Annotated in this window: 16 protein-coding genes and 3 pseudogenes; 13 read left to right on the top strand and 6 right to left on the bottom strand. The window is 55.1% G+C overall.

Features of this window, described 5'->3' with window-relative positions:
• Positions 1 to 23 precede the first annotated feature (23 nt).
• The 6 genes and pseudogenes from CLH62_RS06330 (at position 24) to CLH62_RS06300 (ending at position 3,460) form a co-directional block, all read left to right on the top strand.
• Entirely contained in the window at positions 24 to 1,379 is a 1,356-nt protein-coding gene (locus CLH62_RS06330; RefSeq protein WP_170005759.1) for a S41 family peptidase, read from the top strand.
• A 162-nt stretch (positions 1,380 to 1,541) separates the two neighbouring features.
• On the top strand, positions 1,542 to 1,895 hold the full coding sequence (locus CLH62_RS06320; RefSeq protein ID WP_099617252.1) for a type II toxin-antitoxin system RelE/ParE family toxin: 354 nt from the start codon (positions 1,542 to 1,544) through the stop codon (positions 1,893 to 1,895).
• 14 nt (positions 1,896 to 1,909) lie between these two features.
• Positions 1,910 to 2,221: a helix-turn-helix domain-containing protein gene (locus CLH62_RS06315; RefSeq protein WP_099617251.1), complete on the top strand. Its 312-nt coding sequence runs from the start codon at positions 1,910 to 1,912 to the stop codon at positions 2,219 to 2,221.
• A gap of 59 nt (positions 2,222 to 2,280) precedes the next feature.
• Positions 2,281 to 2,379, top strand: a pseudogene (locus CLH62_RS21355) (metallophosphoesterase family protein); the annotation flags it as partial.
• Positions 2,380 to 2,459: 80 nt separating this feature from the next.
• Positions 2,460 to 2,822 carry a nuclease-related domain-containing protein gene (locus CLH62_RS06305; protein WP_265734799.1) on the top strand — a complete coding sequence of 121 codons (363 nt, stop codon included), beginning with the start codon at positions 2,460 to 2,462 and terminating at the stop codon, positions 2,820 to 2,822.
• On the top strand, positions 2,819 to 3,460 hold the full coding sequence (locus tag CLH62_RS06300) for a DUF1294 domain-containing protein (RefSeq protein ID WP_099617250.1): 642 nt from the start codon (positions 2,819 to 2,821) through the stop codon (positions 3,458 to 3,460). Before CLH62_RS06305 ends, CLH62_RS06300 begins: the two co-directional genes overlap by 4 nt.
• Before the next feature lie 203 nt (positions 3,461 to 3,663).
• On the opposite strand, the gene CLH62_RS06295 is transcribed toward CLH62_RS06300, so the two are convergent.
• The gene (locus tag CLH62_RS06295) at positions 3,664 to 4,704 is read right to left on the bottom strand and encodes a M14 family metallopeptidase (RefSeq protein ID WP_228152780.1); all 1,041 of its coding nucleotides are present in this window, start codon (positions 4,702 to 4,704) and stop codon (positions 3,664 to 3,666) included.
• Positions 4,701 to 6,185: a glutamate-cysteine ligase family protein gene (locus CLH62_RS06290; protein ID WP_099617248.1), complete on the bottom strand. Its 1,485-nt coding sequence runs from the start codon at positions 6,183 to 6,185 to the stop codon at positions 4,701 to 4,703. Before CLH62_RS06290 ends, CLH62_RS06295 begins: the two co-directional genes overlap by 4 nt.
• Positions 6,186 to 6,370: 185 nt before the next feature.
• On the opposite strand from CLH62_RS06290, the gene CLH62_RS06285 reads away from it, so the two are divergent.
• Positions 6,371 to 6,649 carry a hypothetical protein gene (locus CLH62_RS06285; RefSeq protein WP_099617247.1) on the top strand — a complete coding sequence of 93 codons (279 nt, stop codon included), beginning with the start codon at positions 6,371 to 6,373 and terminating at the stop codon, positions 6,647 to 6,649.
• On the opposite strand, the gene CLH62_RS06280 is transcribed toward CLH62_RS06285, so the two are convergent.
• Positions 6,642 to 6,929 (bottom strand): sll1863 family stress response protein, encoded by a 288-nt coding sequence (locus tag CLH62_RS06280; RefSeq protein WP_099617246.1) that lies wholly within the window; start codon positions 6,927 to 6,929, stop codon positions 6,642 to 6,644. The two genes, CLH62_RS06285 and CLH62_RS06280, sit on opposite strands and share 8 nt — an antisense overlap.
• Positions 6,930 to 7,081: 152 nt before the next feature.
• Entirely contained in the window at positions 7,082 to 8,569 is a 1,488-nt protein-coding gene (locus CLH62_RS06275) for a M17 family metallopeptidase (protein WP_170005758.1), read from the bottom strand.
• Positions 8,570 to 8,763: 194 nt separating this feature from the next.
• Here CLH62_RS06275 and CLH62_RS06270 point away from each other — a divergent pair, with 194 nt between their 5' ends.
• Positions 8,764 to 9,219 carry a cupredoxin domain-containing protein gene (locus tag CLH62_RS06270; RefSeq protein WP_099617244.1) on the top strand — a complete coding sequence of 152 codons (456 nt, stop codon included), beginning with the start codon at positions 8,764 to 8,766 and terminating at the stop codon, positions 9,217 to 9,219.
• A gap of 37 nt (positions 9,220 to 9,256) precedes the next feature.
• On the opposite strand, the gene CLH62_RS06265 is transcribed toward CLH62_RS06270, so the two are convergent.
• Both CLH62_RS06265 and CLH62_RS06260 read right to left on the bottom strand, forming a co-directional pair.
• Entirely contained in the window at positions 9,257 to 10,357 is a 1,101-nt protein-coding gene (locus CLH62_RS06265; RefSeq protein WP_099617243.1) for a mandelate racemase/muconate lactonizing enzyme family protein, read from the bottom strand.
• 77 nt (positions 10,358 to 10,434) lie between these two features.
• Positions 10,435 to 10,557, bottom strand: a pseudogene (locus tag CLH62_RS06260) (type II toxin-antitoxin system ParD family antitoxin); the annotation flags it as partial.
• Between the two features lie 128 nt (positions 10,558 to 10,685).
• Here CLH62_RS06260 and CLH62_RS06255 point away from each other — a divergent pair.
• From CLH62_RS06255 to CLH62_RS06235, 5 genes and pseudogenes are all read left to right on the top strand, one after another.
• On the top strand, positions 10,686 to 11,135 hold the full coding sequence (locus CLH62_RS06255; RefSeq protein ID WP_099617241.1) for a hypothetical protein: 450 nt from the start codon (positions 10,686 to 10,688) through the stop codon (positions 11,133 to 11,135).
• 107 nt (positions 11,136 to 11,242) lie between these two features.
• Entirely contained in the window at positions 11,243 to 12,229 is a 987-nt protein-coding gene (locus tag CLH62_RS06250) for a fatty acid desaturase (protein WP_099617240.1), read from the top strand.
• A 34-nt stretch (positions 12,230 to 12,263) separates the two neighbouring features.
• Positions 12,264 to 12,749: a DUF2141 domain-containing protein gene (locus tag CLH62_RS06245; protein WP_099617239.1), complete on the top strand. Its 486-nt coding sequence runs from the start codon at positions 12,264 to 12,266 to the stop codon at positions 12,747 to 12,749.
• Positions 12,750 to 13,069: 320 nt separating this feature from the next.
• Positions 13,070 to 13,183 (top strand): annotated as a pseudogene (locus CLH62_RS06240) (metallophosphoesterase family protein); the annotation flags it as partial.
• Between the two features lie 101 nt (positions 13,184 to 13,284).
• Positions 13,285 to 14,175: an alpha/beta fold hydrolase gene (locus tag CLH62_RS06235; RefSeq protein WP_099617238.1), complete on the top strand. Its 891-nt coding sequence runs from the start codon at positions 13,285 to 13,287 to the stop codon at positions 14,173 to 14,175.
• Positions 14,176 to 14,230: the final 55 nt, after the last annotated feature.

Genomic DNA, 14,230 nt, shown 5'->3' with positions numbered 1-14,230 from the left:
CAGAAATGGACCTGGAGTCCTCTATGAAAACCGCCCAACGCCGCGGCAGTTCTCTTTCCAGCCCTGATTTTGCGCGCCTGCAGGGTGTTTGGCGTTCCCAGGGTTACGGCACTGTGTTGCTGATCGAGGAAGATTGGTACACCCTTTTTGAAGAAACCAGCATCAGCTGCCTGAAGATTCATGCGGGCAGTATTGACGAACTCGGTCACTATTACGAAGATTTGGCGGTATCCCCTGGTGGCCAGGCGTTCAGTGCCCATCGGGTAACTGGCGTAGCACGTATCAGCTTCCGTCGCCTGAAGGGATTGCCCGCCACTGTCACTGAAAGTCACAGGCACAGGGCAAAGGATCCGCAATACAACTTTGACGTTTTCTGGCGAACCTTTCACGAGCACTACGCCCTGTTTGAACTCAAGGGTGTGGCCTGGGACCGGGCGCATCATGACTATCTTCCCCAGATTAACGCGAACACATCACAGGAAACGCTCTTTGCCATCATGGTTGCGATGCTACGGCCCCTGAAGGATGGCCATATTCGTCTGCATTCACCCTGGGGTCATTACAGCGCAGGTGCCCAGCCGGCGCTCTTCAGGCGGCTGACACAGGAACTTGAAGACGCCAATGATGACCGGGGGCTCACCAGCTACCTGGGCGATCTCAAAGAGTCGGCGCGTGACGTGATCCATGAGGATTATCTCGCAAGCGCCGTTAGCCATGGTGGCAACCGGCTGGTGGAGTGGGGGCGCCTTAATGACCTCATCGGTTACCTGAACATCCGGGCCATGGCCGGGCAAAGCGGTAAGTCAGGCAAACCGGCTGCGGATCTCAGTGCGGTCGATAGTGTGATGAAGAGAGTGCTGGCAGATGTTGGCGAGCTCCCCAATCTGGTGGTCGATCTTCGCAATAATGGTGGGGGGTACGATGGTGTCGCACTGCGCTTTTCAGCGTACCTGATGGATCGCAAACGGGTGGCTTTCACCAAGTCAGCCCGTCATGGCAATGGATTCACCGGAAAGCAGTCTGTCCATATCACGCCTGTCAATGAGACTTACCAGGGCAACCTGTTTGTGCTGACCAGCGAGCTAACGGCCAGTGCGGCAGAAATCTTCGTGCTCTCATTGCTGCAGCATCCCCGTCTCACTCTTATTGGCGAGCCTACCCATGGCATCCTTTCCGACACGCTCGAGCGCCATCTGCCAAATGGCTGGCACCTGACCTTGTCCAATGAAATCTACCGGGCCTACAACGGTGAGATATACGAAGATGTCGGCATCCCGCCACACATCCGTCTCAAGTACCTTGGCCGAAAAGGGCGCGAGGAAGGCAAAGACCCGATGCTGGAGCGGGTTATTAAGCTGGTCGACAGACCCGTTTTGTGAATGCCCTCGAAAAACGCAGTGGTTCCCTCTGGGAAGGACGCTACAAGATCTAAAAAATCGATCTGTCCCGGTTTTCGCCGGTTTTCGAAAAATGGATTAGTAGAAAGCTGGCATAGATGTACCTATTTAGGTACACTTGGTTTGCGCCAAGGAAGGGGTTGTATGACAAGGAAAACGGTTAACGTCGTATTTTACAGAACAGCCAATGGTCGAGAGCCGGTCAAAGAGTGGTTGCTGAAGCTGGATAAGGAGGATCGTTCAGTGATCGGAACTGACCTGAAGACGGTGGAATATGGTTGGCCACTGGGCATGCCCCTGGTAAGGGGCTTCTCTGGGAAGGCTAACTCCGACTTGTGGGAGGTCCGCAGTGATCTCTCGAACGGTCGGATTGCACGAGTCATATTCACGATGTTTCGCGGCGATATGGTGTTGCTGAGCGGCTTTATCAAAAAGACTCAGAAAACACCGGATCAAGAGTTGGCGAAGGCGAGAGGTCGAAAGAAGAATCTTGTCTGAATGGGAGCAAGAAGATGACACAGCATAAGCACGTTGGCAGCTCTCTCGATGATCTGCTCGAATCCGATGGTACGCTTGAGCAAGTAGAAGCTGAGGCGCTGAAGCGGGTAATTGTCTGGCAGATTCAGCAGGCGATGGGGCACACCGGCGTAAACAAGTCCCAGCTTGCCCAGAAAATGCATACCAGCCGGACGGTGGTTAACCGCCTTCTAGACGAGAAGGATACCGGTGTAACCATCACAACGCTTGTCAAAGCTGGGCGCGCTTTGGGTATGACCTGGACTTTACAGGCTGGTGAGGATAACGGATCTGATCGCGCGGCTTGAACAAGGCTGGGAGCTTTGAAAACCGCGACCGTCACTGTGGGATTAGAAGGGGCGTAAGCATGCAAATCGGAGTGATCGCAGACACCCACAGCAAGATGCGTCCCGAAGCCCTGGAGGCTTTGAAAGGCTCGGATCTGATCCTTCATGCCGGTGAGGTGGCGCCGGCCCCCGGCGTTTTACTCTGCCGATCACGGTGGGGCGGATTGTTTGAAGGACGCAAAACAAGGATGTCTGAGAAATGGATTTGAACCCGGTCTTCCAGCCGCTTATTGCTGCACTCTGGTATCTGTTACCTCTTGCCATCATGACTGGCCTGATCAAGTCGCCCTGGTTCAAAGGCAAGTTCGGTGAATTTCTGGTGAACCTCTCTGCACGATGGTTTCTGGATAAATCCCGCTACCGCCTCATCAAGAACGTTACCCTGCCCACGGAAGATGGCACCACCCAGATCGACCATGTTCCGGTTTCGGAGTTTGGCGTCTTCGTTGTCGAGACGAAAAACATGAGGGGCTGGATCTTCGGTGGCGCTCATCCGCGCCTTTTTAGAGACAGGGATAAGGCGTGTGCTCGGTATAACGTTCTGCAAGGAGAAGTGCATTGAATCAGAAAGGGTTACTCACCGCATGGAATGATGCCAAGGGGTTTGGTTTTATTACGCCGGAGGGCGGTGGTGAACGGGTCTTTGCTCATATCAGCAGTTATGCCGGCCGGGGCCGGCCGGTTTCCAATCGCAAGGTGACATACAGCATTGCGAAGGATGCTCAGGGCCGGCTAAGGGCAGGGCGCTTTCAATACGCTGGAGCGGCAAAGGTTGGCGCCAGCATGGCCCCGGGGTTTTGGGTGGCGTTTGCTGTGGTGCTGTTGTTTTTCACCACTCTGGCTGGCCTGCTCCATCAAGGTTATCTGCCGGTTTCGGTTCTGGCTGCCTACGGCGGGGTGAGTCTGGTGTCGTTCATGATGTACTGGATAGATAAGCAGGCGGCGCAGCGGGGTGCCCAACGCATCGCGGAGAACACGCTGCACCTTTTCGAGCTGTGTTGTGGCTGGCCCGGTGCACTGGTGGCCCAGCAAGCTTTTCGACATAAGACGCGGAAAGGCAGCTATCAGTTTGTTTTCTGGCTGGCGGTCTTGTCCAATCTTGGTGCTCTGGGGTGGTTGCTTGTGGCCCCGGAGGCGATGAGTTTTCGTCAGCAGTTGGGCTTTGATTTGTCGAAGTCTTTGCAGCCGCTTATCTGGTAGCAGACAACGCAGAAACCTTTATCGGTTTTTCTGAATCTGGGTTTATCGGGATTTGAAGGGCCAGTGAAATTAAGCTCTGAGAGCCAAGCATCTCTGCATTTAGTCGGGACTCGAACTTAACCGTTCCAAGCGCGGAGCGAATCGGTATGTTCACGCCCGTTGAGCATTCCCTTCGGTTACGATGAAAAGCGGCTCGCTACGGTTTAAAAAATGGGATCGCCCGTTGCTTTGACGGCATAGAACAGGCAATCGCTCTTCGCAATCACCGGGTTGGTAGTGATCATGAAGGCCTTGAGGGCCTGGGCAGGGTAGATTCGCCCATCCCTGATTTGAAGCACTTGTTCCATGTTCTCGGTCCGGTTGTGGCTGATCGCCGTGAGAACGTCCAGGCCTTTTTGCCCAACCCATCCGAGAGGCTCATCCGGCGACACAATCCCGAAATTGCGGTGTTCGATGTCGGGCGGAAACGTGAGGTCCGCCTGTCCACTGGGCGTTAACCTGTACTCTATAGTCGCATCGGGCGCCAACTCCACTCGAATCGGATTGCGCAGTACAGCAACGTTCCATTCCGCTTTTTCCAGCGATAGCACGTCTGTCTGTGAGGCATACCGAACAAGCCCTTCGTACGCCAGTTCGTGTGCGTGATCATCCTGAGACCCGCCACACTCGATGGTCACCGTGGGAACCTCCTGCTCGGAATATTCCATCAGTGCACCCAGGCGAAGATCCGTCATGATCAGCCGGTCGGTAAAGAGCGACGCCAGCGCTTGATGGGCAGCGTCGTTGGTGATGGTCACCGCGAAGGCAGGGCCCGTGCCTGAGGTGTTGTGCACGTCCAGCAGGCACTCGGGGTTGGCTGTCTGAAGCTCGGCCAGCATGGCCTTGGCAATTACGCCTTCCTCTCCTTCAAACGGTTCTTTGAAGCACCGGTTCAGATCACGTCCGTCTGGCCGTTGGCGCAGCGACAATATGGGCGGGATTTTCGCGGGATGGACGCCTCCCAGAAGGAACAGCAGGTTGACCTCCGGGGTGCGCTGCTCCAGTAGCCATCGGTGAATCGCGAACAGCCCTGAGGGTTCGTTGCCGTGAAGCAGCGTTGCCATGGCCCGGGTCCTGGAAGGATCGCGGCCAGCAACGCGAACCACCGTGGGCCGTTGCAGCCGGTTCAGCCACTCCAGGGGCGAGCGGCCCAGGGTCTGGGGTGACGGGTTGTTGAGATAATCAAGGGTGTTCGAGCGGCTCATGGTGACAAGGTCCATTCGTGCAGCGGTGTGTTTGTCTTCTGATTACCCATGTAAAGAAACAGCATACTCTTGAACGCCTCGTCGGTAGTCTGGGTCCTGAAAAAAGACTCGGTGATCTGGCGCTGCCATCGGGCGCCCGTCATCCTGGTTTGAATGCGGCCTTCGATGATTCCGAGCAGGCGGTGGATCTCCGCCTCGTTCACAGCGGTTCGTTGCAAGGCTTCCCGGGCGCGCGGCAGCAGGTCACGGGCAACGTTCAACAGGGGGGTATCCTGTAACTGTACCTGGTCTTTGTGCGGCCAGATAATGTCTGCACCGATGCCGTATTTGGCGGCACGATAGAAATTGTGTTCGGTGTAATGAAAGGGAAGTATCGACGTCAGGTGACGGATATCCTCGAGTACCGCCAACGCTGCTCCGATTACGAACAGCCCGTTGGCGCACATATCCACGGCCGTTGGCCCGGCCGGCATGGAACGAATCTCGATGCGCAGATGGCCGCCTTCTTTGTGATCAAAAATGGCCCGGTTCCAGGGCCACGTAGTCCCATGGTGCAATCGCAGTTCGGTCAGTTCCGGTACGTCTCCCCGATCAATAACAGCCATCGGATCTTCTTCCGACATCAATGGAATGATGGGGGGATACAAGGATGCCGAAGCTGCAAATAGCTCCCAGGCGCTGCGTGCCCAGCCGTTGCCGTAATAGACCCGTGGCGGGTGTTTCCAGGTTCTGTGGTTGGGCGACCTGCTGTCGACGGATTGTTTGAACAGGGCGATACGGGTTTCGTCCCAGAGGTGGTGGCCGAACAGGCTGGGCGAATTGCTGGCCAGAGCCAGCGCAATGGGGGTCACCAGCTGCACTGCGTTGAAATAGTCTGCAAAGCGTTGGGCAGGAACGCGCCAGTGCAGTTGGAAAGAGGTGGTCGCCCCTTCCATGGTGACGTCGTCCGCTTCCAGGTCGATGACGTCATTGCCACCGATACGGATGCTGAATGGCTCCCCCCGTTGCTGGATCAATGCGTTGGATAGCAGATGGTAGCGGGGTTCGTCTGTCATCACCTTGGCGCCCATATCGGACTGGCGCAAAGTGGGCAGAATGCCGATGGGGACCAGTTCGCCATTCAATGGTGCGGCGTGTTGGTTGATTCGCTGCATGGCCCCGAGCAGTTCCTGCTCGGTTCTGGCAAAGGGGGCTCCCTTGAAAGCCTGGGGGCTGAGGTTGTATTCAAGATTGAAGCGGTTGAGCTCAACTGTCAGTTGTGGATCCTGAACGCTGGCGGCTATTTCTGTGTTGATCGGCTGAACGCGGAGGTCCGGGTTTACGATGTAGAACTCGACCTCGGCACCGATGGAAGATTCTCCCTCACCAAAGCCGGGCCGGTCCAGAAGGCGGGTGAGTGCGGTAAGATCCGTTCGCACCTTGGCAGCAAAACGGTCAAATTCTTCCGTCGTAAATTCCGATTGTTTTATCGACAGTCCCATAGCGGCTGTGTCTCCAGCACCGACTTACCTTGATAGTAGCGGAAATAGCAGCGAAAGATGTGTCGGGCGGGACGCTCAATTCTGGACTTGCTTGGGTGTTGCAAGGAAGAGGGCACGAGTCCCCAACCATATTGTCCCACTCGGTGATAACCGTTTCGGATGAACTCGCCGACAGGAGCGCCATAATGACATCGCCCAGTGAAAATGTTCGGAGCCCCTGGGCCAGCTTTCTCGCGCACCTCTGGCTGGCCTGGACGTTATTGGCGAGGCCGTGGTATACGCGCATGCTGGCCATTGGCATGTCTGTGGTTGAGATCCTGATCATCACCACTCTGTTCATCTGGTTCCTGGCGGAGCCGGTGTGGTTGGTGAGATTATTGAACTGCCGGTTTGATTCGTTGGGAGAACCGGCACATGTCTGCGCCGGCTGTTTTCAAGCTGCATTTAGCAGGAGGCTTATTTGAAGCGAGAGGTTGCAGAGCTGAACGCGCTGCTTACCGAATCCCAGGCGCTATCAAGGCCCGCTTTAAGATCTTCCCAGGCATCGTCGCCAGCTTCATTTATTTCATCGAGTTTCTTGCTGACATCGTCTTTCATCGATTTCAGTTCGTCGATCTGCTTGTAATATTCCTGCTGGGCATCCGCCTCTTTGAAATCGGCTTTGGCTTTCAGCTTGTCAATCTCGGCATTCCATTCGTCGAGCTTGGCCTGAAGTTTTTTAACGTAAGTATCTTTCTTGCTCATTATCATCATTCCCTGTGAGCGTGCCCTTCGAGGGCAAAATGCGCCGTGACGCTGCATTGCCTATCTTTGGCAGGTTTTGGTTGAATCGAATTTACTCCCAGCCCCCAGACTAATCAACGTTTATTACAGCCCAGCCAGAGGCACCCCGACAACTACTCATTGGCCACCTTCTTAAGCCATTCCACGCCAAAGCGCACACCAAAACCCTGCAAGTCAGTCGGTATCTGTGCCAGCCCGCCCGGATGGGTGCCAGAAGATGCCATATCGACGTGAACCCAGCCGATGTCTTTGGCGACGAAACGGCCAAGTAAACGTGCTGCGTATATGTGGTCACCCGGCCCTTTGGTCCTGCATTGCTGGGTATCGGCAACTTGCGATTCCAGATCTTCGTCGTAATCGTCTTCATAGGGAAACGGCCAGACCCGCTCACCGCAACGCTCACCCGCCTGAATGAGAGGCTCGACCCAGTCACGGCGGTTGGTTATCGCCCCTGCCATTCGTTGTCCCAAAGCAGAGACGACAGCACCCGTCAGGGTCGCGTAATCAATGATCGCGCGTGGTTTTCCCCGGGATACCAGCGCCAGGGTATCCGACAGCACCATTCGACCCTCGGCATCGGTATTGATAAGCTCGATTGTGGTTCCGTCCAGGGCGGTAATGACATCGTTACACTTGACTGCCCGCGAACCGATATGATTTTCCGCCAATGCCAGCCAGCAATCCACCGGCTGATCAAACTTCATACGGGTTATGGCCAGGAAGGCACCCAGCGCCACTGCACTGCCCTGCATATCGCCGTGCATGCCCAGCATACTGCTGCCCACTTTCAGGTTGCTGCCACCAGTATCAAAACAGATGCCTTTACCGACCAGTGCGAGAGGCTTCCCTTCAGCCCCCGGCGGGCGGTATTCCATGTGAAGTATGCCTGCATCCCTGACAGGGCTGGCTTCGACAACCGAAAGAAAGGCACCGGCGCCCAGCTCTTCCAGTTTATCCCGGTCATAGAACTCCGTTTTCCAGCCCTCCTGGCGGGCAAGCGATTCGGCGAAATCCCGATAAATACCCGGTGTGAGGTAATTGCCCGGCAAATGGGTTAACCAACGAGCCAGGTTATTGCCCTCAGCCGTTGCTTCAGCGTACCCGAAGTCAGCGTTACCAAGGTTCCCGAAATAGCGCATGGCTTTGAGGTTATTTGGCTCGGAGGCTTTGCCCGTAATCTTCGGCAACTGGAAAAGCGCTGCATGGGCTGCAGCCAGGAGGGCCTCAGCCATCGCACCTGCGGCCACCTCATCATCAAGCAGGCAAAGAACATTTATCTCTTCCAGCCGGTCTGCTATCAGCGGCCCAATAACTTTGCGCGCCAGAGTCAGCGCCTTAAATGTCTGAAGTTGATCCGCCACGAACACAACCACCGCCCTCTCACCCCCGGGCATGGAGATAAACACCGGATTGGCGGTTTTTGGATAGGCTGATAGGCGACTTTCGAGAATGTCGGACCAGGGCGTCTGGTCTATAGCTTTCCGGTCAGCGTCGGGAATCAGGAGGACCACACCTGAACCGGATTCGAAGTCCCAGTCCGGGGGAACCGGTTGGTCTGTCTGGAGCAACAATGGCGATAATCCGGGGAATTCTGGCTTCATTTTTGAAGCTCCTTTGAGGGCTGAAAATATAGGTATAACTATAGTTGGTTCTCCCGTGCGAACCGCTAAGAAAACCGGGACAAATCTATCTACAAGCCAGACGATGAAAGGTGGGTCCAAATAAATGGCAATTGACATCAGGGTCGAGATGGACGATGTTGACCATTCGACGAAAAACTGATAGGGAAAATCATATGAAACCGATCCTAGCCGTCGTCGCTATGACGACGATGCTTGCAGCCACTGGTCATGCGCTTGCCGATGGCGACCTGAGCCGAGCAAATGTGATTGACGTTGGCATCGAAATGGGCAGCAGCAGCGACGGGATGTATTTGAAGCCCGACAGCTACGAGTTCGTGACCGGACAGGCTTACAGGCTCGTGTTAACCAATGTCGATGAAATCAAGCACGAATTGGCGCTCAACGAAATGGGTGAACGGATTTTCACGCGAAAGATCGAGGCCTCCGACGCTGAAGGCAACTTGATCGTAGAGGTCAAAGGCACAATCACCGAAGTGGAAGTCGGGCCCGGAAAAACCGTCGAATGGTTCATCGTGCCGGTCCAGACGACGGAAGGGCCTGTTGAAATCACGTGCGAACTCCCTGGCCATTATGAAGCAGGAATGCACGCGAGTGTGATAATCAAATAACGTGTCAGCGTAACCGGGACAGACTTATTTCCCAGTCTTACTCGTAGACATCCCGCAAGGAAAGTAAGGTAAAGTCTGGTACAACGCCGAGCCCGGGTCGATCACTGAGCCACATTCGGCCGTCCGCCACTTCCGGGGCACCCGTGGCAAGCTGCACTGTGTTGTAGTTGTGCAAGTCAGTGGTATTCAGCAAGGCTCTGGGGGATGTGCTGGCGGCGAGGTGTGCATAGGCAGCCGTCGCGATGCCACTACCCCAAGCGTCTTCAATGGTCATGGGTATGCCGGCGTCTGCACACACATCCCGAATGATCCGGGATGGTGTCAGCCCACCGAACTTGCTGACTTTCAACGCAATGGCATCCATGGCATCGTCTCTTAGTCCACGCTGCAACTCGTTCAAAGTGTTAAAAGCTTCATCCAGTTTGACCAGGTGCCTGGCGTGCCGCCTGACAGATAGGCACTCTTCGTAACTGCGGCAGGGTTGCTCAAGGTAAATATCCACATCCTCGATGGCCCTTGAGAATCGCAGTGCCTGATCCCGCCGCCACGCACCATTGATATCGCCAATCCAGAGCTCATCAGGCTGCTTGAGTTTGCCAAGCCTGCGAACCAGATCAATGTCCTCTTCCACCTCATGGCCCAGTTTGATCTGAATGTGCCGAAAACCTTCGGCACGATAACGACGAAGAGACTCTTCCATTTCCCCTGGTTCGGCCAGTGGAACAATCCGGTGCAAGGGCATGGATGGCGACTGAAGCCCACCAAGCAGTGTGTAGACAGGAAGCCCACACGCCTTGCCCAGGAGATCCCAGCAGGCAATATCGATGGCCGCCTTGGCTACAGCCTGGCCGGTGAGCGCCTGATTCATACGCTCCTGAATCACCGACACTTGCCGGGGGTCCTGGCCAAGTACCTCAGGTGCCAGTAGTGATAGGCAGGAAGGAAGGCCCTCGGCAAAAGCCGCCATGTAGTTGAGACCGCAGGGGCACACCTCACCATAGCCCTCCAGTCCCGTGTCTGTTGAGAGGGCAACAACCGTCGTCTCGAATCCCTGATGGGAGCGGCCGCCGGCAAAGGCATAGGCTTTTCCGGTATATTGCAGATTCGCCGTGTATACCGCCATTCGCTCGATGCGCATACGCAACTCCGCCATAGGTGGAACCGTGATGAGACAAATTTAGTTCACCGGTGTATGAATAGATAGCGGGACTCGGCTTCCTCGAACATTCGAAGACCGGCTCGAAATACCTCGCTCGCATTTCGATAACGACCCGAGGTAACCCAGTGATCGACCACCTTGGTTTGATGGTCCGTGAGTACGATGTTTCTCGTCGCCATGAGTGTGATCCTGTCGGAATTGCATTGCCAAAATATGCCAGTGCGTGAATTTCCTATCTAGGGTTGGGGTGACTCTGATGGTTAAAAGTGATCTTCTCGCAGATGAACTCACCGACAGGAGCGCCGTAATGACATCGACCAGTGAAAATGCTCGGAGCCCCTGGACCAGCTTTCTCGCGCATCTGTTCGTGATCCTCGTGGCCTGGACCCTCTTTATCAAATACCTGTTCCCGATCGGCTTTGCGCTGGCCAGCAATGAGGGCTGGGCAACCTATATCTACTGGGACCTGTGGCCGGTTGCGCACCTCTGGCTGGCCTGGGCGTTGTTGGCGAGACCATGGTATACGCGCATGCTGGCCATTGGCATGTCTGTGGTTGAAATCCTGATCATCACCACGCTCTTCATCTGGTTCCTGGCGGAGCCGGAGTGGTCCATCTGGCGCACGAACTGGTTTGTGAACAAGGTGTTTGTGCTGGCAGCGTTTGTTCTGGTGTTGAGTACGGCACTCTTGCGGCCTGAGACCCTGAAGGCGCGATTGTCTGACGGGTTCAAAGGTCATAACATGGTTAATAAGTAGTCAAAACTGAAGTTTAAGGATTAAACGCATTTTGATCGGCGTTTGCTTGCGCTGAGCGCAAAGGGTCTCAATGGCCTGAGTACCGTGAAAAATCGAATGGAGGCGACATGCAAGCCAATTCCCCATGGCCGGATGCGCGTCCGGCGCTGCAACAGTTCCGCACCCCCAGCCTTGGCAAGGCGATTTGGCAGCTTATCAATACACTGGTTCCTTACGCCGGCTTGTGGTGCTTGATGATCCTCTCTATTCGGCACGATTTTTCCTATTTGTGGACACTGGCACTCTCGGTGGTGGCGGCCGCGTTTTTGGTTCGCCTTTTCATTTTGTTCCACGATTGTGTTCATGGGTCGTTCCTGCCATCAACGCGTGCCAACACCTGGGTAGGGCGCCTGTTGGGGATCCTCGTCTTTACGCCATTCGACGACTGGCGCCTCAGCCACCTTCGTCACCACGTCAGCTACGCCAATCTCGATACCCGAGGCTTTGGTGATATCTGGACGCTCACCCTACGCGAATACAACCAGTCGCCGAGGCTTAAGCGTTGGCTTTACAGGCTCTACCGGAATCCGGTGGTGCTCCTGGGCTTCGGCGCCATTTTCAATTTCTTGCTCAGCAACCGGCTGCCGAGTCGGAAAGTGCAGCGCAAAGAGCGTAAGAGCGTCGTGTTCACGAATCTTGCTATCGTTGGTGTATTCCTGATCGCCGCCCAAACGATTGGTTGGCAGACTTATTTACTGATTCAGCTGCCTGTGCTGTGGCTGGCGGGTATGGGCGGCATCTGGCTGTTCTACGTTCAGCATCAGTTCGAAGGCGGTTACTGGGCCCGAAAAGGTGACTGGGATCCGTTGCGGGCCGCCATGGAAGGTAGCTCCTTCTATCAATTGCCGACTATTTTGCGCTGGTTTTCGGCGAACATCGGGTATCACCATATCCACCATCTGAATGCCCGAATTCCCAATTATCGTTTGCCCGAGTGTTACAACGAGGTTTCCGCTGTGCGCGCCAAAGAGCCTTTGACCTTGCGGCAGAGCCTGCATAGCTTCCGGCTCAAACTTTGGGACGAAAGCCAGCAAAAGATGGTTGCCTTCCCCTAGCGAAAGTGGGGCCTAAGCCTGGGAGATCAGAGCTATGAAGATACTGATGAGTAAGTCAAAAAATCGGAAATCCGCATTGACCTCCACCGCGATGCTTGCCGTGCTGGCGTTTACGAATCTTCCCGCCATCGTCTTCGCCGAACCATCGTATCAAGGAATTTATGTGAATATTCCGAACATTGAAAACAGTACCGGGACTGTGGCCTGCGCACTTTTCGAATCGCCAGAGGGCTTCCCTGCTGAGTTTCTGCACTCCGCGACCCATATAATGATGATGCAAATTCGAGATACGAAGGCACGTTGTAGCTTCCTGGATATTCCTCCAGGAACCTATGCGTTGGCGGTCATCCATGATGAAAATAAGGATGGCAAACTCAACACTAACTTTTTGGGGGTCCCCACGGAAGGTTATGGTTTTTCAAGCGGTGCAGAGGCTGGGATGAGTGCGCCTTCATTCGAGGCCGCCAGCTTTTCGTACGACGGGCAAAATCTGGATCTGACTATTAGATTGAATTATTAAGGGCCTTTATCGCATTACCCAAGCACCGGCGGCCGCTCGGGGCGTTATTCAGTATCCGCTGGCGCAGCTTGGCCTATGCACCAGCATGACCAACGCTCGCTACAGGACCACCATCATGACCTGCTTGACCTCGATACTGCAGCCTTGCCGTACCAGGCCGTGCACATACACCTGGGAAATCCTACCGAGAGAGACATGTATTTACCTGTTCTGGCCGACATTGAGAATCAGGTGGTCTTGTTTCACTCTAGCAACGCTTACCTGTATGGCCATGCGCACGGGCCGGGTGGGAGTCATTGAGGGATTAGGTGAGCGTAAGCATGCAAATCGGAGTGATCGCAGACACCCACGGCAAAATGCGTCCCGAAGCTCTGGAGGTTTTGAAAGGCTCGGATCTGATCCTTCATGCCGGTGACGTGGGGCGGCTGGAGGTGAGTGAAGACGGTGTGCTTGGTGAGATTATTGAATTGCCGGTTTGATCATGAAGCTATGAGCTATCCTGAGACTCTCGACCTTCAAGCATGAGAGCCAAACGATGATCGAAACTCCCTTGGAATTTCCGAGCCATGGTACAACCTGTCGTGGAGTTCTTTACACGCCGAATGCCGACAGTAGAAATTTGCCGTGTGTCCTGATGGCGCATGGTTTTGGGCTGACTCATGCCAGTGGTCTGGCACCGTTTAAAGAAGCCTTCTGCAATGCGGGTTACGCGGTCTTTGCCTTTGACTACCGCCATTTCGGTGAAAGTGATGGTCAGCCCCGGCAGACGCTGAGCCCTCGGAAGGAGGTGGCAGATTGGCTGGCGGCACTGAATTTTGCGCGACAGCTGGATCGTATCGATGGGAGCCGCATTTGCCTGTGGGGGACGTCGTTTTCTGGTGGGCTTGTGATTGCGGCCGCGGCAAAGGATGGATGCGTGCAGTGCACCATCTCCCAATGCCCGATGGTGGATGGTCTGGCGTCTTTGCTTGGTGTTATCGGTTATGCCGGCCTCATGCAGGCGATGCGCCTGACCTACCACGGAACTGTGGACTGGCTTCGTCGTGGGCTGGGGATGTCTCCCCGGTATATTGCATCGGCAGGCCGCCCTGGCGAATTGGGCATGATGACCGCTGAGGACTGCCACGAGGGGTATGTTCCCTTGCTGGCTGACAATGCGTCGAATTACGTTGCAGCGGGCGTGAGTTATGCGATTCCCTTTTTCCGGCCCATCCGGTTGGCCAGCAAAGTTGCCTGCCCGGCATTGGTGTTGATCTGCGACCACGATACGGTCGCCCCGGCGAGTGCTGCGGCCAAAGCGGCCGAGAGAATGCCGAACTCGGAAGTGAAGCACTATCCGGTCGGCCATTTTGATGTTTATCGGGGCGAAGCTCTGGTTCAGTCAATCGAAGATCAACTTGATTTCCTGGCCCGGTCTTTCCGGTGAGCGGACGAAAACCGTGACAGATTTATTTTCGCGCCTAAGAAATAGCACACAGCTG

The sequence above is a fragment of the Marinobacter guineae genome (assembly GCF_002744735.1).
In the GTDB taxonomy this organism is placed as follows: domain Bacteria; phylum Pseudomonadota; class Gammaproteobacteria; order Pseudomonadales; family Oleiphilaceae; genus Marinobacter; species Marinobacter guineae.
This window is presented reverse-complemented; position numbering and strand designations above follow the sequence as displayed.